This window comes from Providencia sp. wls1914 (genome assembly GCF_009706645.1).
GTDB classification, from domain to species: Bacteria; Pseudomonadota; Gammaproteobacteria; order Enterobacterales; family Enterobacteriaceae; genus Providencia; species Providencia zhijiangensis.
In genome coordinates, this window is sequence record NZ_WLUN01000004.1 from 280,514 (window position 1) to 303,357 (window position 22,844).

Sequence of the window (22,844 nt, forward strand, 5' to 3'; positions counted from 1 at the left end):
AATTATGGAAAAAAAACATCTGCATATTGCCGCTGGGATCATTCGTAATGCTCAGCAACATATTTTTATTACTCAGCGACCAGAAGGTACTCACATGGCTGGGTTTTGGGAATTTCCTGGTGGGAAGCTAGAAAAGGGGGAAGACCCGAAGGACGCACTGATCCGTGAATTGGAAGAAGAAGTGGGTATTGCGGTGACTGACTGTGATCTATTCCATCAAGTTGATCATGAATTTGACGATAGATTTATTACGCTCTATTTCTTTATGGTTTCAGGCTGGAAAAATGACCCTTATGGAAAAGAAGGGCAAAAATCACGTTGGATTGAGCAGCAAAGCTTAATTGCTGAAGAGTTTCCACCTGCTAATCGCGTGATTGTTGATATGCTGATTAAGGACGCGTAACAACCAGTCGTCAGTAATGAAGAATGAAAATAGCCTAATGTAGAGATTTGGCTATTTTCATTATCAACACAGATAAAGTGAAATTAATGCTCGGGTGCTTCACTCCAATTATCGCTATCGGAAATATCACCTTGGCTTTCTATGCGTTTTTCTTCGGCGGCCCACTCGCCTAGATCAATCAATTGACATCTCTTACTGCAAAATGGACGAAAAGGACTGGATTCATTCCAAGTCACGACTTTTTGGCAAGTCGGACAATTGACTTCAATAATTTCATTCATACATCGACTCTCAAACTAACAACAGGCTAACTGAAAATGAATTACGTCTGGGAGTATACCATTCTCACTATCGATATGAAGAAAACGTAAGGCAAAACGCGTTTTATGCCCTGAAATTTGAGGGTATATCAAATGCTCTGGTGATAATTTAATACGTAAAAGCTCTTTTCCTTCGACATTACCTTGGAAAAAACCATTGTGAGATTCGGCAGGTTCAAAACTGCCATTCTGGCGGATTAGTAATAACGCGGTTTTTAAGGCATCTTGCAGAGGGTCTAAACTATTTAGCCAGCTTTTTATTTCATTATCTCTATCTGATTGAGGGATGTTTAACCACAGTTGAAGGGTGGGTAAATCAAAGTTACAGCATCCACCGGGAATGCTGAGACGTTGGCGAACCATGCTAATAATTTTATCATTGCGTAGTTGATGGCCAAATCGAGGCGCAGACATTAAACTGCTTATTTTCGGTGTTAGGTCATTTAAAAGAGAGGTGATTAATGTTTTATCAACATTTGGAGCATCAGCCCAACTGAGTAGCCTACTTTTTTGTCTTTCGAGTTCTTTGATAAGGTCTGAGCGAACTTCACCTCTATCCAATATTTCAATCAGTTCAGAAACAGAGCGGAAAAAGGCGATTCCAGAGGAGTAGGAGGTTATATGGCTCTGTTCATAGATTTGCATTAATAATGTTTCAAGCCGCAGCCAAGAACGAATTTTTTCATTCATTGGATATTCATAAGTAACCAAAGTTGTTTCGATTTTTTCGCTCATGCTCATTCCTATTCTTTTTGTGCTGCAAGTGCTAGGTATTGCTTGTGTAGTTCTGCAACTCTATTTGGCAGCTCAGTATCATCTGTATGATTAGTGATGATATCGTCAGCATATGACAACCTTTCTTCTCGAGATGCTTGAGCATTTAATATATTAATAACATGCTCTAGGCTGGTGTCATCGCGTCTAATCGTTCTTTCTATTTGTTCTTCTCTTGTTACATCAACGACAAGAACACGATCTGCTAAATGCGAAATTTTATTTTCAATAAGCAGGGGGATTACCCATAAAACATAAGGATAGTTAGCCTGCTGAAGTTGTGTCTGCGTTTCTTGTTTTATCAAAGGATGAAGCAGCGCATTTAGCCACGCTTTTTCCTTAGGCTCGGAAAAAACAACTGTCCGTAAGAAACCTCTATTTAAAGTGCCATCATGGTTTAACACATCTTGACCAAAGTGCTGTTGAATGCTGATCAATGCAGGGGTATTAGGTTCAACAACTTGGCGGGCGATGACATCAGCATCAACAAGTGGCACCCCTAGTTTAGCAAATTCGTTGGCAACGGTTGTTTTACCACTTCCTATCCCCCCAGTGAGGGCAACGATATAAGACATAAATGATTCATTAGTTTACGGGAAATAAGTCAGGTTACACTGAAAGTTTTAATTTGTCTGTATACAATTGAGTCAAGTTATCATGTTATGGATATATGTGTGATTTCAATCTATTTTTACTCTCTAAATTGAACTGTTTTCTTTATGTAATAAGCTACATTCCAGAAATGACTGAGCCTAATTTAAATATTGGTAAATACATAGCAAACATTATTAGGCAGATAATGATAGCTATAAATAAGAGTAATATAGGTTCAAGGCTCTTAAGGTGATGCTCCGTAATAGTCTTATATTGCCTTGAATAATACTTAAATAAATATACTGCAAAATATTCTAGTTTGCCAGATTCTTCCGCCAAGGAAATTAACTGAACTACTAATTTTGGAAAGAGCTGAGTATTTTTCATTGCATCGGATAATGAAGCTCCTCTAAGAACGGAGTGATAAATTTCATGACATTCTTCCTTGTATTTATGATGCACTATCGTTTTAGTTGAGCAATCAAGGCATTCCATGAGGGGTAATCCTGATTTTAATGTGGAAGATAATGTTAAAAAGTAGATGTTCAAATTTTTGGCTCTGATGATGTTATTGATATAAGGAAGATACTGCATTAAATGGCTCAGTTTTCTGGATACATATGACCTATATTTAATAAATAAGAATATAGTGGTGGACAGTGTTAATAGTAGCCATTGAAAATTCTCAATCAGAGTATCCGATATGATAATAACGACCTTAGTTATGGATGGTAATTCCTGTTGAAAACTTTCGTAAATATCAATAAACTGCGGAATGACAAAAACCAGCATAATGATAAGTAATAGGCCAGAGAACCCTACGAGGGTAACTGGGTAACGCAAGGCTTTTTTTATTAAGATTGATGTTTTTTGATTATGTTCAAGCATATTCTTGATGATCAAAAAGCTTTCATCATATTTTCCCGTTTTTTCGGCGATTGCGATTAAGCTAATTATTGTACTATTAAAAATACGTGGGTGACTTTCTAAGTTCTTAATAAAACTAATACCCTTTTCTAAATCATTGATTGCTTGATTAATGAGGTTCTTCCAAAAGGGTAAATGACAATTAAGTTGAAGTAATTGAAAACATTTTAATAAACTGATTCCTGATGAAGATAGTATATTTAGCTGATGGAAGAAATGAATTCTGTAGTTTAAATTTTCCTTGTCCAATATAAATATAGATTTAAACTTTATGGATATTGGCGTTTGTCCTCGTTTAATTATATCTAAAAAAGCTTGTTGTTTATTTTTTGCTACTAAGCTATCAGTTATATACGAATTATTTTCAAGTGAGGTGTAATTATAGATAAACATTAATTTACTCTCCTTGTCCGATAATAGAATAAATTTCTTGTAATGTTGTTTCTCCAGCTTCGACTCGCTCAAGACTTGCTTGAAATAGATTTTTGAAATTATCAGCTAATTTACCATTGTCTTTTAATATTAAATCGAGCTGTGCTTGATCGAGGTATTCATAAATTGCAGTGCGCCCCATAAACCCAGAAAAACAGTGTTCACACCCTGTAGAGTGGTATTCGTTAATATTCTGCATTGAGTTTATCGGAGTAATATGTACCGTTTCTTGTTTACAGTATGTGCAAAGTTTTCTCACTAAGCGCTGAGCGATAACCATTTTTAAACAAGATTGAAGTTGATTTCTGTCAACGCCTAGTTGCTCCATGCGTGTAATGGCACTGACAGTACAATTAGTATGAAGTGTTGATAGAACAAGGTGCCCTGTTTGTGCTGCTCGAGCTGCTATTTGAGCAGTTTCTTCGTCTCTAATTTCACCAATCATAATAACATCAGGATCTTGCCGAAGTAGTGCACGAAGAATAAACGCAAAAGTAAGTGAATATTTTTCGTGTACTTGTGTTTGGTTGATCCCCCCAAGGGGGATCTCAATAGGGTCTTCAATGGTGGATATATTTCTTGATGTTTGATTAAGGTATTCCAGTGCACTATAAAGTGTGACAGTTTTCCCGCTACCAGTGGGGCCCGTCACGAGAATCAATCCTTGCGGTTTTTTTAATGTGTTTTTTAATAGGGGTAATAAAGTCGGGCACATCCCAATTTGTTCAAGAGAGTATTTTAGCTGAGTATTTAATAATCTCAGAACTAATTTCTCGCCATGAAGTGTGGGCATGCTGGAAAGACGGATGCTAAAGTTCTTTCGCTCAAAGCTCCAATTCATTTGTCCATCCTGTGGTATTCTTTTTTCCGCAATATTCATTTTTGATAATATTTTTATTCGGGCAATAACCTCACTGTTTATTTCATGGGGTGGTGAAGGGATAACGTAGAGTTTTCCATCCACTCTAAGGCGAATTTTTAGGTTATGTTTGGTTGGTTCAAGGTGAATATCAGATGCACGCTTTCTTACTGCCATCTTTAATAAATCATCGACAAAATCAACAGCAGGAGATGCCACGTTGATAGGTTCAATAGTGTTAGCCTGATAATCATTTTCATCTTCATTGATTTCTAAAACATGGCGATTGAAATAATGATCAATTTTTTCTTTAGGCCATATTTCATAACAAACAGGAACGCTGGCAATAAAACGTAATGTGGATAATAAATTGTCATTGGGTTTTTCTATCGTGGCGATGGATAACCTTTTTTCGTTGTAATCGATAATCACGATATAGTTTTTATCACAAAGCACTTTGAGTTCTTTGAAAATATAATGGCTTTCCCTAGATGTCCGCATGTTAATCCCTTAATTAGAAGCTCAGTGTTTTTTCACAAAGTTTTTTTAGATCTGCATTAGTATCAGCTTGGCAACTGATACTCCATGAAAATGGTGATGTGGCTGTTGAGTTAGTGGGTGTCAAAATACCCGTAAGGCCTGTTAATGTTTTGTCACCAACAAAGGTAATGACGCCTGCTTTCGCATCAATCTGTTTTAGATATTTTCCTTTTATATTGCTCGGTATATCTTCTTTTCCTGAATTACATTTGGCTAAAAGGCCTTGGTTAAAGCTGCACAGTTCCACACTGTTTTTATAAGGCAAGATCGTTTGTAGTACATCAGTCATTGCGGCTCTTTGCATGTAGCTTTGATAACCCGGTATAGCGACGGCGCTGAGTATTGAGATAATTGCAATAACAACCATGATTTCGATTAAAGAAAATCCCTTCTGATCCATAAATAAAACCTCCTTGATAGTGTGAGGCTGCATCATAAAAGAGTTTTTTAGTGAAAATACGAATTGAAAATTCAGGTTACGAGTGGCTTTGTAAAATGTTCTTGCAAACGGTGAGTTGTCTCATTTTATTTCGAGCGTTCTCGCAAAAATATACCAAGAATATTTTTTCTAATAAAAATGAGTTTGTCAGACTGATATAAATAGAGGCATATCAGGAAGAGGGGCTAATGGGGGCGGTTACCCTCATTAGCTAAGATAATAGGCGGATAATTCGTAAAAATTATTAATTGGGAAAGCTTAGAGTGCGTTTTTATAGTGCTGCCAATCAAAGTAAGGGCCTGGGTCAGTCTTTCGATGGGGAGCAATATCGCTATGACCTGTAATATTCTGCTCGATCTGCGGAAATTCAGTTATCAGTAACTTAGTGAGCTTGGCTAAAGCTATATATTGAGCTTCAGTGAAGGCTTCATAATCCGTACCTTCTAACTCGATGCCAATAGAGAAGTCGTTACATTTTTCTCGCCCTTGATAATTAGATTGCCCTGCATGCCATGCACGCTTGTTGAAAGGAACATATTGAATAATTTCGCCATCCCGACGGATGAGGCAATGAGCTGAAACACGTAGATGTTTAATTTCATCGAAAAAAGGGTGTTCTTCGGGATTTAAAGTGCCAGTAAATAGTTGGTTAATATAAGAACCACCAAACTGTCCTGGTGGAAGGCTGATATTGTGAATGACAAGAAGTGAAGGTTCTTCGCCCTCAGGGCGGTCATCATGATGTGGGGAAGGGATATGAGTCACATTATTTAACCAACCATCATGTATTTTCATATCAGTATCCATAGTATGCTCTTTTCTTTTTTGTAAGTACCCGTAATTAAGAAAGATTAGCATAATTGAGATCCGTACGGGTGCATATTTTGGAGTAAATAATGACTACACGACGCTATGATGAACAAGAAAGACGTAAATTGTTAATGGCAAGATTGATTACCGACATTCCTTTTATGGTCAGTGTTGCTTTAAAAGAAGATCTCGGGCAGGTCATTGATTATAAAAGGGATATTACAGGGCAGTTATTAAATGAAGAGTCCCAAGCCACAGCTCGAATTATTACCCGTGAAGAAGGCGTGTTTTGTGGGCAAAAATGGCTAGAGGAGGTTTTTTACCAGCTAGGTAATAAAGTTAAAGTGGATTGGAAGGTTCAAGACGGCGATAAGGTTTCACCAGACCAAGTATTATGTGAGATGCAAGGGCCTTCTCAGATTCTACTCACTGGGGAAAGAACGGCGTTGAATTTTGTGCAAACACTATCTTCAGTTTCTACAGTGACAGCAAAGTATGTTGCCTTTCTTGAGGGTACTCGAACTAAATTATTAGACACCCGTAAAACTATCCCTGGTTTGCGAAGCGCATTAAAGTATGCGGTGCTCATGGGCGGCGGGTATAACCACCGATTAGGTTTGTCTGATGCTTATTTAATCAAGGAAAATCATATTATTTCAGCGGGCTCTGTTTCCCAAGCGGTATCGCTTGCTCGCCAAGCTCATTCGGATGTTCCTATTGAAGTAGAAGTCGAAAATCTAGATGAGCTATTACAGGCTCTTAAAGCTCAAGCGGATATTATTATGCTTGATAACTTTACGACTGACATGATGAAAGATGCCGTTGTTCTCACGGATGGTAAAGCCGCTTTAGAAGTATCAGGGAATGTGACAGATAAAACAATCAGAGAATTTGCTCTGACAGGCATTGATTTCATTTCAGTAGGCGCATTGACGAAACATATTCAGGCTTTAGACCTCTCAATGCGATTTATTGAACCTAAAAGCTAGTCTAAGCTGATTTAAGCTATACCGTGAGGTTACAAAGATAAGGGGAGGTCGATAGATTTTAAGTCTTCCCCCTAAAAAGGAATGACTACATAGATATCATAGTCTTTTGAACACACATTCATGATTATTGAATTGTACTGAATATTTACGGGATACTTTTTACCATTGGTATGCAGTTTTCATATGATTAATTACGTAAGTATATTTTTGCTAACCATGAATTTAACAAATCATTAACTATGGTCATGGCGTTTTTTTGTAAAAATATGCGCAATGTTTACTCTTTGAGTTTTTATTCATATTTTGTGATTTTGCATGCAATAATTGGTAAGCTGTAACGGTTCAGTTTTAATTTCAGTGGCATAAAAAGTCATATTTTTTGTTAAATTTGTGTGTTGTTTAATCAAGGCTTGGTTATTAATTAATGCTTTTTTTAAAATAAACCGTTAAAACTTGCAGGATTTTATGATTTAGCTCAAGGTCTTTATGGACAGATAGTGAATACTTTGTTACTTTATTAAGCCATAAAATAATTGGTATGACCAATTAACACTGGGTACTAGATAATCAATAATTACTCACTATGAAAATGGCAGATTATGACTTACGGTAAAATTCGCCAACCAAAGTTATCAGATGTAATCGAGCAACGGCTTGAGCATCTCATATTCGAGGGGACTTTACGCCCCGGCGAAAAGCTGCCTCCTGAACGTGAACTTGCTAAGCAATTTGATGTCTCAAGACCATCAGTGCGTGAAGCTATTCAAACCTTAGAAGCTAAAGGTCTTCTATCTCGTCGTCAAGGTGGTGGCACATTTGTACAAAAACAGATGTGGCAAAGTTTTAGTGACCCATTGACCGAATTACTTGCTGGTAACCCAGAATCTCAATTAGATCTTCTTGAAACGCGTCATGCATTAGAAGGCATCGCTGCTTACTATGCGGCATTACGTGGTACGGAAGAAGATTTAGAGCGTATTCGCCAAAGCTATGAGTTGATTAAATCAGCTCAGAAAAGTGGTGATCTTAACGCGGAATCAGATGCGGTATTACAGTATCAACTGATTGTAACGGAAGCTGCTCATAATGTAGTGCTGTTACATTTGCTACGTTGCATGATCCCTATGTTAGAGCAAAATATCCGCCAGAATTTTGAGTTCCTATATACCCGTAAAGAGATGTACAACGCAGTAAGCGAGCATAGAGAACAGATTTTTTCCGCTATTGTCGCAAGGGAACCTGAAAAAGCGAGAGAAGCGTCTCATCGACATCTTGCTTTTATTGAAGATTTGCTGCTGGACATTGGGCGTGAGCAGACTCGCCGAGAGCGTTCACTACGTCGCTTACAGCAACATCCAGATCTAGACCAGATTTAAAATTGGTAGTGTAGATCCTGACTGCTGCGTCTACATTACTGTGAGTACTCTTAGTTAGAGATAAAGCGGCAACTACATCAGGGCCTATCTTCCCGCTGTTTTCATTAACATGAAGAAAATGGCAGGAAGATAGGCTCCACATAACCATATAAAATAGATAACAGATAAGGAATACACCATGTCAGATATGTTAAAAAATGACGTGGATCCGATTGAAACTCGCGACTGGCTACAGGCGATTGAATCGGTCATCCGTGAAGAAGGTGTTGATCGTGCACAGTTTATTATCGAACAGGTATTAAGCGAAGCACGTAAAGGCGGTGTTAACATTGCCGCTGGTGCATCTGGTAGTTCTGATTATATCAACACAATTGCTGTTGAAGATGAACCTGCATACCCTGGTAACATGGATTTAGAACGCCGTATCCGTTCTGCAATTCGCTGGAACGCTGTAATGACCGTTCTGCGTGCATCTAAAAAGGATTTAGAACTGGGTGGTCATATGGCATCATTCCAGTCTTCCGCAACTTTATATGAAGTTTGCTTCAACCACTTCTTCCGTGCTCATAACAATAATGACGGTGGTGATTTAGTCTTCTTCCAAGGCCATATCTCCCCTGGTATCTATGCGCGTGCATTCTTAGAAGGTCGCTTAACTGAAGAGCAGATGAATAACTTCCGTCAAGAAATTGGTGGGAACGGTCTGTCTTCTTATCCGCATCCTAAATTAATGCCTGATTTCTGGCAGTTCCCAACTGTATCGATGGGGCTGGGTCCAATCAATGCTATCTACCAAGCTAAGTTCTTAAAATATTTGGATAACCGCGGTCTGAAAGATACTTCAGCACAGCGTGTTTATGCGTTCTTAGGTGATGGTGAGATGGATGAGCCAGAATCTAAAGGTGCAATTACTATCGCAACTCGCGATAAGTTAGATAACTTAGTCTTCGTTATTAACTGTAACCTGCAACGTCTTGATGGCCCAGTAACAGGTAACGGTAAAATCGTTAACGAATTAGAAGGTATCTTCAGTGGTGCTGGCTGGCAAGTTATCAAAGTTATGTGGGGTGACCGTTGGGACGAACTGCTGCGTAAAGATACAACCGGCAAACTGGTTCAATTGATGAACGAAACCCTTGACGGTGACTATCAAACATTTAAATCACGCGATGGTGCATATGTGCGTGAACACTTCTTCAACCGTTACCCAGAAACGGCTGCATTAGTGAAAGATATGACTGATGACGAAATTTGGGCGCTGAACCGTGGTGGTCACGATCCGAAGAAAGTGTATGCAGCATTCAAGAAAGCACAAGAAACCAAAGGCAAACCAACTGTTATTTTAGCTCAAACCATCAAAGGCTATGGTATGGGTGAAACAGCAGAAGGTAAAAACATTGCTCACCAAGTTAAGAAAATGAACATGGACGGCGTTCGCCACTTCCGTGATCAGTTCAATGTACCAGTTGCTGATGATCAAATCGAAAAACTGCCATTAATTACTTTCGATAAAGATTCTGAAGAATACAAATATCTGCACGAACGTCGCCAAGCTCTGGGTGGTTACTTACCAGCTCGTCGCGCTAAATTTGATGAAAAACTGGAAATTCCAGCTCTGTCAGATTTCAGTCAATTACTGGAAGAACAATCTAAAGAGATTTCAACAACAATCGCATTCGTCCGCGCACTGAATGTCATGTTGAAAAACAACTCGATCAAAGAGCGTTTAGTTCCAATCATCGCTGACGAAGCACGTACTTTCGGTATGGAAGGTCTGTTCCGTCAAATTGGTATCTATAGCCCGAAAGGTCAACAATATACTCCGCAAGATCGTGAGCAAGTTGCTTACTATAAAGAAGACTCTAAAGGTCAGATCCTGCAAGAAGGTATCAACGAACTGGGTGCGGGCTCTTCATGGTTAGCGGCTGCAACATCATACAGCACCAACAACCTGCCGATGATCCCATTCTATATCTACTACTCTATGTTTGGTTTCCAACGTATTGGTGACTTAATGTGGGCAGCAGGTGACCAACAAGCTCGTGGCTTCCTGATCGGTGGTACTTCTGGTCGTACAACACTGAACGGTGAAGGCTTACAGCACGAAGATGGTCATAGCCATATTCAATCACTGACTATCCCTAACTGTATTTCTTATGACCCAGCTTACGCTTACGAAGTTGCGGTTATCATGCAAGACGGTTTAGAGCGTATGTATGGTGAGAAACAAGAGAACGTGTACTACTACATCACGACTCTGAACGAGAACTATCACATGCACGCAATGCCAGAAGGCGTTGAAGACGGTATCCGTAAAGGTATCTATAAACTGGCTTCAGTCGAAGGCAAGAAAGGCAAAGTGCAGTTATTAGGTTCAGGTTCTATGATGCGCCACGTTCGTGAAGCTGCCGATATCTTGGCTGCGGAATATGGAATTGGTTCTGACGTATACAGCGTAACCTCATTCACTGAATTGGCTCGTGATGGTCAAGACTGTGAGCGTTGGAACATGCTGCACCCATCAGCAACGCCACGCGTACCTTATGTCGCGCAAGTTATGAATGATGCGCCAGCTGTTGCATCGACTGATTACATGAAACTGTTCGCTGAACAAATCCGTACTTATGTTCCAGCCAGTGAGTACCGTGTATTAGGTACTGACGGTTTCGGTCGTTCTGACAGCCGTGAGAACCTGCGTCACCACTTCGAAGTGGATACAACGTATGTCATCGTTGCAGCGTTAGGTGAATTGGCTAAACGTGGTGAGATTGATGTTAAAGTCGTTGAAGAAGCGATTAAAAAATACAACATCAACCCAGATAAAGTTAACCCACGTTTGGCATAAGAGGTAATAATCAATGTCTATTGAAATCCAAGTGCCAGATATCGGTGCTGATGAAGTTGAAGTCACCGAAGTCATGGTAAAAGTTGGTGATAAAGTAGAAGCTGAGCAATCGCTCATCACTGTTGAAGGTGATAAAGCGTCTATGGAAGTCCCATCTCCACAAGCGGGTGTGGTTAAAGAGATTAAAATTGCAGTTGGTGACAAAGTTACTACCGGTAAATTAATCATGATTTTTGATTCAGCAGAAGGCGCATCTGCGCCAGCAGCAGCACCAGCTGCTCCAGTGGCGGCACCAGCTGCTCCTGCGGCTGCAGCACTGAAAGAAGTTGCTGTACCAGACATCGGTGGTGATGAAGTTGAAGTCACTGAGATCATGGTTAAAGTGGGTGATGCAATCACGGCTGAGCAATCTCTGATTACCGTTGAAGGCGATAAAGCGTCAATGGAAGTGCCAGCACCATTTGCAGGTACAGTTAAAGAGATCAAAATTGCGACTGGCGATAAAGTGAAAACTGGCTCGCTGATCATGGTATTCGAAGTTGCGGGCGCAGCGCCTGCAGCAGCGGTTTCTGCTCCAGCAGCACCGGCTGCGGCACCAGCCGCAGCGGCAATCAAAGACGTTAACGTACCAGATATCGGTGGTGATGAAGTTGAAGTTACCGAAGTTATGGTCAAAGTTGGCGACACCGTAACAGCTGAGCAATCTTTAATCACCGTTGAAGGCGACAAAGCATCAATGGAAGTACCAGCACCATTCGCAGGTACAGTTAAAGAGATCAAGATTGCGACTGGCGATAAAGTCAAAACTGGTTCCCTGATTATGACTTTCGAAGTTGCGGGTGCAGTGCCAGCTCCTACTGCAGCTCCGGCTTCAGCACCAGTTGCAGCTCCAGCAGCTGCGCCAGTAGCTTCTGCTCCAGCTAAAACTGCTGATAGCAAAAATGAATTTGTTGAGAACGATGCGTATATTCACGCAACACCAGTTATTCGCCGTTTAGCTCGCGAATTTGGTGTGAACTTAGCGAAAGTGAAAGGTACAGGTCGTAAAGGCCGTATTTTACGTGAAGACGTTCAAGCTTACGTTAAAGATGCAATCAAACGTGCAGAAGCACCAGCAGCAGCTGGCGGTGGTTTACCGGGTATGCTTCCATGGCCGAAAGTTGATTACAGCAAATTTGGTGAAGTTGAAGAAGTTGAGCTGGGTCGTATCCAGAAAATTTCTGGCGCTAACCTGAGCCGTAACTGGGTCATGATCCCGCACGTAACTCTTATGGAAGAAGTGGATACCACTGAAGTTGAAGAGTTCCGTAAGCAGCAGAACAAAGAAGCCGAGAAGAAAAAGCTGGATGTGAAAATCACTCCACTGGTCTTCGTGATGAAAGCGGTTGCTCGTGCTCTGGAAGAAATGCCACGCTTCAACAGCTCTATTTCAGAAGATGCACAGCGTCTGTTCCTGAAAAAATATATCAACATCGGTATCGCTGTAGATACGCCAAATGGTTTAGTTGTTCCTGTTTTCAAAGACGTGAACAAAAAAGGCATTATGGAGTTATCTCGTGAGCTGGGTGAAGTGTCTAAGAAAGCGCGTGCAGGTAAACTGACCGCCGCTGACATGCAAGGTGGTTGCTTCACTATCTCTAGCTTAGGTGGTATCGGGACTACCGGTTTTGCACCAATTGTGAATGCGCCAGAAGTGGCAATTATGGGTCTGTCTCGCTCTTCTATCAAACCAGTTTGGAATGGTAGTGAGTTCGTTCCACGCTTGATCCTGCCAATGTCTCTGTCATTTGACCACCGTGTGATTGATGGCGCTGATGGTGCGCGCTTCATCACTTTAGTTGGACAACTGATGAGCGATATTCGCCGTCTGGTAATGTAACTAATAAGACCGGTCAATTGACCGGTCTGTTTTATTTAGGCTGGGGCAGAGTTTTTCGCTGTTGCAACGAAAGGTTGGGAGTTACGTCACGTATTCAGCCTTTTCAGGATGTTAACAATTCTGTAAACTGCTTGCGGTGTGTACTTTACCAGTGGAAAATTCGTTTATTCGGCGGCCCCGCTGGACAAAACAAAAAGAGGTCATGATGAGTACTGAAATTAAAGCCCAAGTCGTTGTGCTTGGTGCAGGCCCAGCAGGTTATTCTGCGGCATTCCGTTGCGCTGACTTAGGTTTAGAAACTGTTTTGGTAGAACGTTACTCAACTCTTGGTGGAGTTTGTTTAAACGTTGGTTGTATCCCTTCTAAAGCATTACTGCACGTTGCTAAAGTTATCGAAGAAGCTAAAGCATTAGCTGAACACGGTATCGTATTTGGCGAGCCAAAAACTGACATTTCCAAAGTGCGTCTGTGGAAAGAGAAAGTTATCACCCAACTGACTGGCGGCTTAGCGGGTATGGCGAAAGGCCGTAAAGTTAACGTAGTTAACGGTCTGGGTAAATTTACTGGCGCGAATACACTGGTTGTTGAAGGCGAAAACGGCAGCACCACTATCAACTTTGATAATGCGATCATTGCTGCGGGTTCACGTCCAATTCAGTTACCATTTATTCCTCATGAAGATCCACGTATTTGGGATTCAACAGATGCATTAGAACTGCAAGAAGTTCCAGAGCGTCTGCTGGTAATGGGTGGCGGTATCATCGGTCTTGAGATGGGTACTGTATACCATGCACTGGGTTCACAAATTGATGTGGTTGAAATGTTTGACCAAGTTATCCCTGCTGCGGATAAAGACGTGGTTAAAGTATTCACTAAGCAAATCAGCAAGAAATTCAACTTACTGTTAGAAACTAAAGTGACTGCTGTTGAAGCGAAAGAAGATGGTATCTACGTTTCAATGGAAGGTAAAAAAGCGCCAGCTGAACCACAACGTTATGACGCTGTGTTAGTGGCTATCGGTCGCGTACCTAACGGTAAGAACTTAGACGCAGGTAAAGCTGGCGTTGAAGTTGATGATCGTGGTTTCATCCATGTTGATAAACAAATGCGTACTAACGTACCACACATCTTTGCTATCGGTGACATTGTTGGTCAACCAATGCTGGCTCACAAAGGTGTTCACGAAGGTCACGTTGCAGCAGAAGTTATCTCTGGTCTGAAACACTACTTCGATCCTAAAGTGATTCCATCAATTGCTTATACTGAGCCAGAAGTTGCATGGGTTGGTTTAACTGAGAAAGAAGCGAAAGAGAAAAACATCAGCTACGAAACAGCAACATTCCCATGGGCTGCATCAGGTCGCGCAATCGCATCTGACTGCTCTGAAGGTATGACTAAGCTGATTTTCGATAAGCAATCTAACCGTATTATCGGTGGTGCGGTTGTTGGTGTTAACGGTGGTGAATTACTGGGCGAAATCGGCCTGGCAATCGAAATGGGTTGTGATGCTGAAGATTTAGCATTAACTATCCATGCTCACCCAACACTGTACGAATCAATTGGTATGGCAGCAGAGATCTACGAAGGTAGCATCACTGACTTACCAAACGCTAAAGCGAAAAAGAAAAAATAATTTTCTTTTTTAGCAAGAATTAAGCGAATTGAAGACCAAAGCAGAAATGTTTTGGTCTTTTTTATTTGAATGAAAAAATCGATGTTAATTTATATTTTTCTTAATTATCTTATCTCAAACCTATATTGTTCCAACGCCAATAAACCCCATTAAATTCGTTAAAAAACTTTAAACCAATCGCAATGATTTGCCTTATCAATTAGTCAGATAAGTAAAAATGAGTTATTAAATATAATTTGTGATAAGGGATGAAAAAAGGCACTAATTAGAGTGCTTTCAGTCACGAAATGGATTATAAAAAGTAAGGTCTTAATGGATGTTTATAATGGATTATGATGTTTCAAGCTTAAAAATTACCCTATAAAGTTTGTTAATGGGTTAAGTTAGCAGAAGAATGTTACTTTCTTGTGAATGAATTAACATTACGTTTAAATTCTGCTATGCTGATTGCCCGAAGCTGGACATAATTTTGTCGCCATTGAGATTATGTGAGCAAATTCCTCTGACCTGGCACCGGATGATGACTTTTTCAGGATGGTGCAGACAGCCGGGTATATAAATAACAAAGAAGCGAGGAGAACGTCGTGCTAGAAGAATACCGTAAGCACGTAGCCGAGCGTGCCGCTCAAGGGATTGTCCCTAAGCCATTAGATGCGTCACAAGTAGCTGCACTAGTAGAGTTACTGAAAAACCCACCCAAAGGTGAAGAAGATTTCTTGTTAGACCTGCTGACCAACCGTGTTCCACCGGGCGTCGATGAAGCAGCGTACGTTAAAGCTGGATTTTTAGCCGCGATCGCAAAAGGCGAAACATCCTCCCCTCTGATCTCCCCTGAAAAAGCCATCGAACTGCTTGGTACCATGCAGGGCGGATACAATATTCATGCGTTAATCGAAGCTCTTGATGATGCCAAACTGGCAGCCATCGCAGCAAAAGCACTTTCCCATACTCTACTCATGTTCGATAACTTCTACGACGTAGAAGAAAAAGCGAAAGCGGGAAATGCACATGCTAAGCAAGTAATTGAGTCATGGGCGAATGCCGATTGGTTCAACGAGCGTCCTGAATTAGCCGAAAAAATGACAGTGACTGTATTTAAAGTCACTGGCGAAACAAACACTGATGATTTATCTCCTGCACCAGATGCATGGTCGCGCCCTGATATCCCTCTGCATGCTTTAGCAATGCTGAAAAACGCACGCGATGGTATCGTGCCTGATGAAGCGGGTAGCGTAGGTCCAATTAAACAAATCGAAGAACTGAACAAAAAAGGTTTCCCACTAGCTTATGTGGGTGACGTTGTCGGTACAGGTTCTTCGCGTAAATCAGCAACGAACTCTGTTTTATGGTTTATGGGTGATGATATTCCATTCGTGCCTAATAAACGCGGTGGCGGTGTGGTGCTGGGTGGCAAAATCGCACCTATCTTCTTTAACACAATGGAAGATGCGGGTGCACTGCCGATTGAAGTGGATGTGTCTAAACTGAATATGGGTGATGTGATTGATATCTATCCATATAAAGGTGAAGTTCGTAATCACGAAACTAACGAATTGTTAGAAACATTCGAATTAAAAACGGATGTGTTAATTGACGAAGTTCGTGCTGGTGGTCGTATTCCACTGATCATCGGTCGTGGCTTAACCACTAAAGCGCGCGAAGCATTAGGTTTAGGTGCAACGGATATGTTCCGTCTTGCGAAACCTGTTGCACAAAGCAATCGTGGTTACTCATTAGCACAAAAAATGGTGGGTCGTGCATGCGGCCGTCAAGGTATTCGCCCTGGCGAATACTGTGAACCTAAAATGACGTCTGTCGGTTCTCAAGATACCACGGGTCCAATGACACGTGATGAGCTGAAAGACTTAGCGTGTTTAGGGTTCTCTGCAGATTTAGTCATGCAGTCATTCTGTCACACGGCAGCTTATCCAAAACCTGTCGACGTTACCACGCACCATACGCTGCCTGATTTTATTATGAATCGCGGTGGGGTTTCTCTGCGTCCGGGCGACGGTATTATTCACTCTTGGTTAAACCGTATGCTATTGCCAGATACTGTTGGTACTGGTGGTGACTCGCATACCCGTTTCCCAATTGGTATCTCATTCCCAGCAGGTTCTGGTTTAGTGGCTTTTGCCGCTGCAACCGGTGTTATGCCTCTGGATATGCCAGAATCTGTATTAGTTCGCTTCAAAGGACAAATGCAGCCGGGTATCACATTACGTGACCTTGTTCATGCTATTCCACTGTATGCGATTAAAGATGGCTTACTGACTGTTGAGAAAAAAGGTAAGAAAAACATTTTCTCTGGTCGTATTCTGGAAATTGAAGGTCTTCCTGAGCTGAAAGTTGAGCAAGCATTTGAATTAGCGGATGCGTCGGCTGAACGTTCTGCGGCGGGCTGTACTATCAAACTGGATAAAGCGCCAATCATCGAATACCTGCAATCTAACATCGTTCTATTGAAATGGATGATCGCAGAAGGTTACGGCGACCGTCGTACTATTGAGCGTCGTATCAAAGGTATGGAAAACTGGTTAGCGAACCCTGAGTTACTTGAAGGCGACGCCGATGCAGAATATGCAGCAGTGATTGAAATTGATCTTAATGAGATCAAGGAGCCAATTCTGTGTGCGCCAAATGACCCAGATGATGCGCGCTTACTGTCTGATGTTCAGAATGAAAAAATCGATGAAGTATTCATTGGTTCATGCATGACTAACATTGGTCACTTCCGTGCAGCAGGTAAATTGCTGGATTCCCATAAAGGTCAATTACCAACTCGCCTGTGGGTTGCGCCACCAACCAAGATGGATGCAGCGCAATTAACTGAAGAAGGTTATTACAGCGTGTTTGGTAAGAGCGGAGCCCGTATTGAAGTCCCTGGCTGTTCACTGTGTATGGGGAACCAAGCACGCGTGGCAGATGGTGCGACTGTCGTTTCGACATCGACTCGTAACTTCCCTAACCGTTTAGGTACAGGGGCGAATGTGTATCTGGCATCCGCAGAGTTAGCCGCAGTAGCTTCTCTGTTAGGTCGTTTACCAACGCCAGTTGAGTACCAACAGTTTATGAATAAAGTCGACGAAACTGCGGAAGATACATACCGCTATCTGAACTTTGATCGACTGGATCAGTACACTGAAAAAGCTGATGGTGTGATTTTCCAAACCGCTGTTTAATCAGCGATAGATAGAATCATACTCATTTAACCCCAAGAATTGAGAATTCAATTTTTGGGGTTTTTTCTGTCTTTCTTTTGGCAAAGAATACGAATATGGCTAGGTGAGTGTTAAAGATATTGTGAAATTTCAATTAAATTCAAATCAGGATCTCTGATATACAAAGAACTAATCTTACCGACAGCCCCCGTTCGTTGCACTGGCCCCTCTATAATTTCCACACCTTGCTGTTCAATGTGTTGTTGAACTTCTATCAGTGGAATATCACTGATAAAGCAGAGATCTAACGATCCTGGAACAGGCAAGTGTGCCTTAGGTTCAAACTCTTTCCCATATTGGTGAATATTTATCTTTTGCTGACCAAATTGCAGGGCAAAACGTTGTTCGCCGAAGGTGATCACAGACATTTTTAAAATGCGTTGGTAAAAATCAAGACAGGCATCAAGATCTGTAGTGGTTAAGACTATATGGTCTAATCGATTAATCATTGACGTTCCTATTACCGAGTTGAATAGTGTGCATCAATTTTAATTGAATAAACCTATTTATGCAGCGTAATAGTCACGACCATTAATTTTCTTCTGACAGTCTGTAATAGCGCTAAGCAAACCCGCTTGACTCGCGTTATACTTAATTCAAAGACGCAAAGTGTGAGGTATTGCATATGGACTACCAATTCTTAAAGGATATTACAGGAAGTATTACCGCTAAATTTTCAATGGACCATGAAGCTATCGGTTATTGGTTAAATGAGGAAATCAAAAATGACCTCAGTTTACTGGATACCATCGCAGAAAATTATGAATTGATTAAAGGCAGTGAAAAGCAATGGGAGTTTATTGGTCACGAATACACGCTCATTCTTGATGATGAAGAAGTGATGATCCGTGCGAACCAATTAGCTTTTGAGACGGATGGGTTAGAAGAAGGCATGAGTTACTATGATAATGAAAGTATTGCCTTTTGTGGTGTAAATGACTTTTTTGATATGTTGGATGACTACCGTGAATTTGTTATCGAAAATCGATAAATAGCATTTTATTTATCGATTAATTTTATATTTTGATAATTTATAGCTATTATTTTAAGCGTGTTATTCAATTATTTACTAATAGTTTCCAAGGTTATTAATTGAATTGAGCGAGTTTTCCTAGTCTAAATTTGATCGAAAAGGATATACATATGAATACTGATGATGTTACAGGCGCATTGAATGATGCAACAAATTGGTTTGTGGCAAATCAGGATCTGCTAGTCCAGTATGTCGTCAATATCGTTTCCGCACTTGTTATTTTAATTGTGGGGTTGATGATTGCTAAATGGGTTAGCCGTGGTTTGAATCGCGTGATGACAATGAGAGGAATTGACTCCACTGTTAGCGAATTCTTATCTGCTATTGCTCGCTATACCATTGTGGCATTTACCTTAATTGCGGTGCTGGGCAAAATTGGCGTACAAACTGCCTCTGTCATCGCGGTAATGGGTGCCGCCGGTTTAGCGGTTGGTTTAGCATTACAAAACTCATTAGGTAACTTTGCTGCAGGCGTTCTGCTGGTGGTATTCAGACCATTAAAAGCGGGTGAGTTTGTTAAGATTGGCGCGATTGACGGTACAGTACAAAGCGTGCAAATTTTCTCAACCACATTGAGAACGGCAGATGACCGTATCGTGGTGATCCCAAACGGTAAAATTATTGGTGACAGCATTATTAACGTGACTCGTGAGCCACTTCGTCGTCAAGATATCATGGTCGGTGTTGCTTACAATTCTGATATTGATATGGTTAAAAAAGTCTTGGGTGATATCGTTGCTGCGGATAAACGCATTCTTCATGACAAAGGTGTAACTATCCGTTTAAATGAAATGGCACCATCTTCACTAAACTATTTAGTGCGTTTCTGGACAACGAATGGTGATACTTGGCCAGTTTATTGGGATTTAATGGAAAACTTTAAGCGTGCGCTTGATAAGCACAATATTGGTATTCCATTCCCACAAATGGATGTTCATCTTCACCAAGTTAATACCAGCGCAAAAAATATTTCTGCTGAATAAGTCTTAACGTATTTATCCTTAAAAATGGCGTGACCTAAAAAGTTGCGCCATTTTTATTTGCACTTTGTCCTTAACCGTATCCTGACTTTTTATCATTTCGTTATTGCCAATCCTGATTAGCCTTGCTTATGGACCATTAGAGTTAATCGTTTTCACTAATGATTTTTTCTGGATATTATTCTTTGCAGATTATCTGAATAATTATTGGGAAAAATTGCATGTTTACGATTTATTTTCAGGGGGCTTTGCTTGGGGCTGCAATGATATTACCTTTGGGACCGCAAAATGCGTTTGTATTGCAACAAGGTAGCCGCAAACAATTTCATTTAATGAGTGCATTATTATGCGCTCTAAGTGACACGATTTTAATCATTGCCGGTGTATTTGGCGGTAGTGCCTTATTAAGCCAGTCTGAGTTGTTGATGGCCTTAATTACATGGGCTGGAGTCGCATTCTTAGCGTGGTATGGCTATGGTGCGTTTCGTACAGCCATGACCCCAGATGATGAAGTCTTACAGCTAGAAAGCAAAACAATGACACGCTGGAAAGTAATTGTGACTTTATTTGCCGTCACTTGGCTGAATCCGCATGTGTACTTAGATACATTTGTGGTGTTAGGCAGTGTCGGTGGGCAATTAGAAAGCCAATTACGTCCATGGTTTACAGCAGGGGCTTTGACGGCTTCATTTGTATGGTTTTTCTTATTAGCCATGTTAGCCGCTTGGTTTTCTCCTATACTGAATAAACCACGTTCTCAGCGTTTGATTAACTTGTTTGTCGGTTGTGTCATGTGGTTTATTGCATTTAAACTCGCGATGCATGGTTTGGGTTATTAATTAGCATTATTCTGAATCGCAGTTTGAGCTGAATATGATAATGTGAACCTTAATCAAAGGAAGTTTATGATGAGCTTCCTTTTTATTGTAGAGAAAAACACCATTGGGAGGTTCTGTGAAATTAAAATCTATCGTTGTTGCTGCCCTGCTGGCAGGTCTTGCGGTACCAACCATGTCATTGGCAAGTGCCGTACCAGAAGGTCCACATATTTCAACATCAGCAAGTGGTGCTGTGAAAGTGGCACCAGATATGGCGACGCTGAGCATTAATGTGCAAGTGACCAATAAAGATGCCGCTGCTGCGAAAGCCGCCGTTGATAAGCGTGTTGCTGAATATTATGAATTCCTAAAGAAAAATGGCATTGAAAAGCAAGATATTGAAGCTGCCAATGTACGTACGCAACCAAACTATGATTATAGTTCGACTGCTAAGGCGTCTTTAAAAGGCTATACCGCGACAAGAACCGTTGAAGTCAAAGTGAAAAAACTGGATCAACTGAATGTTCTGCTTGATGGCGCATTAGCAGCAGGATTGAATGAAATTAATTCAGTACAATTTGGCGTGAATGATCCGCAGAAATATCGTAATGCAGCGCGTGACCAAGCGATGAAGAATGCTCAACAGCAGGCTGAAGCGCTGGCGAAAGGGTTTAATGCACAGCTAGGGCCGATTTACAGCATTAATTATAATGCTCCATCAGATGTACCATACCCAATGGCGATGCGTAGTCGTGGTGGCGCGTTGAAAGCTACAGCTCAAGATCTCAATGTTGATGAGACCTATGAGCAACAAAGTATTGATTTTAATGACCAAGTCGATGTGGTTTTTGAAATTAAGCGTTAATTTCGGCAGCAATTTCATCATCTTGTTTTAGCATCTGGCGTCCTGTTTTCAGCAGGGCGTCAGTCACTTTCTTCATTGTGCGGCTTTCTGGCGCAAAGCGATGCCAATAAAGCATACGGCGCTGGCATAACCCCGGTGTTAAATCGATCAGCTCACCATTTTCTAATTCACTGGCAATTTGCAAATGCGGGATCATACAGCATGTTGACCCCTGTTTTGCTAGCTGCACAAACGCTTCTGATGAGTTAACAATATGGCAAGGGACGCTACCTGGCGAGAGACCAAAGTTTTGTTGTACAAAGGCTTGGTGCATATCATCTAAGTGGTCAAAGGCCACCGCTGGCGCTTTTAATAACGATGCGCGAGTCACACCTTCAGGGAAATATTTAGCCGCAAAGCCAGGGGAGGCCACGAAAATATAGTCCAGAGCACCCAGTTTATCGACTAAACAGCCCGGTAGCGCTTGTGGCTGAATACTGATAGCACCGACCACTTCACCACGTCTTAAACGTTCTTGGGTGCGGGTTTCATCTTCCACTTGGATGTTTAAGCGAATGGGGGTGTTACCCAGTACGGGATTTAATGCCGGTAAGAACCACGTTGCCAAGCTATCGGCGTTTACCGCTAAGGAGAGCAATAATGGGGTAGAGCCGCTGTTTTCATCTCCAAGCCACTGTTCTTCGAGTAATTCTACTTGATGAAGCAGCGCTAGCAGTTTTTGACCTTGTTCAGTCGGATGTGGCGGCACAGTACGCACGAGTAAAGGTTGACCAAAAAGGTTTTCTAACTGTTTAATTCGTTGAGAAACCGCAGATTGGGTGATACACAATTTTTGTGCTGCTCGTTCAAATCCGCGTTCACGAATGACGGCATCCAGTGCTTGCAAGGCGCGATAATCAGGGCGCTTCATCAAAAACTCTCCTTCTTGTTATTCTGCTGATCACTATGCCATATTTTTAGGGATAACACTTGCAAATATTCCTAAAGGGTATTTTTCATAAGAAGTAGTGCACAATCCCTAATAACAATACTGCAACTTGCTGGGTGTCCGGTATATACTATTGGGCATCTACTTAATGACTCATTATTTCAGTATAAGGCTCTCGC

Annotated in this window: 20 protein-coding genes; 11 read left to right on the forward strand and 9 right to left on the reverse strand. The window is 41.2% G+C overall.

The window, feature by feature from the left end:
- Positions 1-4: 4 nt before the first annotated feature.
- A complete protein-coding gene (gene mutT, locus GKR74_RS03435) occupies positions 5-403 on the forward strand; it encodes an 8-oxo-dGTP diphosphatase MutT (protein WP_154602538.1) in 399 nt (132 codons plus the stop codon).
- Positions 404-486: 83 nt separating this feature from the next.
- On the opposite strand, the gene yacG is transcribed toward mutT, so the two are convergent.
- From yacG to ampD, 7 genes are all read right to left on the reverse strand, one after another.
- The gene (yacG, locus tag GKR74_RS03440; protein WP_132495795.1) at positions 487-684 is read right to left on the reverse strand and encodes a DNA gyrase inhibitor YacG; all 198 of its coding nucleotides are present in this window, start codon (positions 682-684) and stop codon (positions 487-489) included.
- A gap of 15 nt (positions 685-699) precedes the next feature.
- A complete protein-coding gene (gene zapD / locus GKR74_RS03445; RefSeq protein ID WP_154602539.1) occupies positions 700-1,458 on the reverse strand; it encodes a cell division protein ZapD in 759 nt (252 codons plus the stop codon).
- 8 nt (positions 1,459-1,466) lie between these two features.
- Positions 1,467-2,072: a dephospho-CoA kinase gene (gene coaE, locus GKR74_RS03450; protein ID WP_154602540.1), complete on the reverse strand. Its 606-nt coding sequence runs from the start codon at positions 2,070-2,072 to the stop codon at positions 1,467-1,469.
- 154 nt (positions 2,073-2,226) lie between these two features.
- Entirely contained in the window at positions 2,227-3,411 is a 1,185-nt protein-coding gene (locus tag GKR74_RS03455) for a type II secretion system F family protein (protein WP_154602541.1), read from the reverse strand.
- Between the two features lie 4 nt (positions 3,412-3,415).
- On the reverse strand, positions 3,416-4,810 hold the full coding sequence (locus GKR74_RS03460; RefSeq protein WP_154602542.1) for an ATPase, T2SS/T4P/T4SS family: 1,395 nt from the start codon (positions 4,808-4,810) through the stop codon (positions 3,416-3,418).
- Between the two features lie 13 nt (positions 4,811-4,823).
- Positions 4,824-5,249: a prepilin peptidase-dependent pilin gene (gene ppdD / locus GKR74_RS03465; protein WP_154602543.1), complete on the reverse strand. Its 426-nt coding sequence runs from the start codon at positions 5,247-5,249 to the stop codon at positions 4,824-4,826.
- 297 nt (positions 5,250-5,546) lie between these two features.
- The gene (gene ampD / locus GKR74_RS03470) at positions 5,547-6,083 is read right to left on the reverse strand and encodes a 1,6-anhydro-N-acetylmuramyl-L-alanine amidase AmpD (protein WP_154602544.1); all 537 of its coding nucleotides are present in this window, start codon (positions 6,081-6,083) and stop codon (positions 5,547-5,549) included.
- Positions 6,084-6,184: 101 nt separating this feature from the next.
- Here ampD and nadC point away from each other — a divergent pair, with 101 nt between their 5' ends.
- The 6 genes from nadC to acnB all read left to right on the forward strand — a co-directional run bounded on the left by nadC (position 6,185) and on the right by acnB (position 18,002).
- The gene (nadC, locus tag GKR74_RS03475) at positions 6,185-7,087 is read left to right on the forward strand and encodes a carboxylating nicotinate-nucleotide diphosphorylase (RefSeq protein WP_154602545.1); all 903 of its coding nucleotides are present in this window, start codon (positions 6,185-6,187) and stop codon (positions 7,085-7,087) included.
- A gap of 599 nt (positions 7,088-7,686) precedes the next feature.
- Entirely contained in the window at positions 7,687-8,463 is a 777-nt protein-coding gene (gene pdhR / locus GKR74_RS03480; RefSeq protein ID WP_154602546.1) for a pyruvate dehydrogenase complex transcriptional repressor PdhR, read from the forward strand.
- A 178-nt stretch (positions 8,464-8,641) separates the two neighbouring features.
- Complete coding sequence (gene aceE, locus GKR74_RS03485; protein ID WP_154602547.1) at positions 8,642-11,308, forward strand: pyruvate dehydrogenase (acetyl-transferring), homodimeric type; 2,667 nt, start codon at positions 8,642-8,644, stop codon at positions 11,306-11,308.
- 13 nt (positions 11,309-11,321) lie between these two features.
- Positions 11,322-13,187, forward strand: a complete 1,866-nt coding sequence (gene aceF / locus GKR74_RS03490; RefSeq protein WP_154602548.1) for a pyruvate dehydrogenase complex dihydrolipoyllysine-residue acetyltransferase — start codon at positions 11,322-11,324, stop codon at positions 13,185-13,187.
- A 205-nt stretch (positions 13,188-13,392) separates the two neighbouring features.
- Positions 13,393-14,820, forward strand: a complete 1,428-nt coding sequence (gene lpdA, locus GKR74_RS03495; RefSeq protein WP_036951171.1) for a dihydrolipoyl dehydrogenase — start codon at positions 13,393-13,395, stop codon at positions 14,818-14,820.
- Between the two features lie 584 nt (positions 14,821-15,404).
- Positions 15,405-18,002, forward strand: a complete 2,598-nt coding sequence (gene acnB, locus GKR74_RS03500; protein WP_336431289.1) for a bifunctional aconitate hydratase 2/2-methylisocitrate dehydratase — start codon at positions 15,405-15,407, stop codon at positions 18,000-18,002.
- Positions 18,003-18,112: 110 nt separating this feature from the next.
- On the opposite strand, the gene GKR74_RS03505 is transcribed toward acnB, so the two are convergent.
- Positions 18,113-18,490, reverse strand: a complete 378-nt coding sequence (locus GKR74_RS03505) for a VOC family protein (RefSeq protein ID WP_154602549.1) — start codon at positions 18,488-18,490, stop codon at positions 18,113-18,115.
- Positions 18,491-18,666: 176 nt separating this feature from the next.
- Here GKR74_RS03505 and GKR74_RS03510 point away from each other — a divergent pair, with 176 nt between their 5' ends.
- From GKR74_RS03510 to GKR74_RS03525, 4 genes are all read left to right on the forward strand, one after another.
- Positions 18,667-19,032 (forward strand): YacL family protein, encoded by a 366-nt coding sequence (locus GKR74_RS03510; RefSeq protein ID WP_036951163.1) that lies wholly within the window; start codon positions 18,667-18,669, stop codon positions 19,030-19,032.
- A gap of 152 nt (positions 19,033-19,184) precedes the next feature.
- Positions 19,185-20,057: a small-conductance mechanosensitive channel MscS gene (mscS, locus tag GKR74_RS03515; RefSeq protein ID WP_154602550.1), complete on the forward strand. Its 873-nt coding sequence runs from the start codon at positions 19,185-19,187 to the stop codon at positions 20,055-20,057.
- 218 nt (positions 20,058-20,275) lie between these two features.
- The gene (gene argO, locus GKR74_RS03520) at positions 20,276-20,893 is read left to right on the forward strand and encodes an arginine exporter ArgO (RefSeq protein ID WP_154602551.1); all 618 of its coding nucleotides are present in this window, start codon (positions 20,276-20,278) and stop codon (positions 20,891-20,893) included.
- A 115-nt stretch (positions 20,894-21,008) separates the two neighbouring features.
- Entirely contained in the window at positions 21,009-21,737 is a 729-nt protein-coding gene (locus tag GKR74_RS03525) for an oxidative stress defense protein (protein WP_181477403.1), read from the forward strand.
- On the opposite strand, the gene GKR74_RS03530 is transcribed toward GKR74_RS03525, so the two are convergent.
- Positions 21,727-22,647: a LysR family transcriptional regulator ArgP gene (locus GKR74_RS03530; protein ID WP_036951157.1), complete on the reverse strand. Its 921-nt coding sequence runs from the start codon at positions 22,645-22,647 to the stop codon at positions 21,727-21,729. The genes GKR74_RS03525 and GKR74_RS03530 overlap by 11 nt on opposite strands.
- Positions 22,648-22,844: the final 197 nt, after the last annotated feature.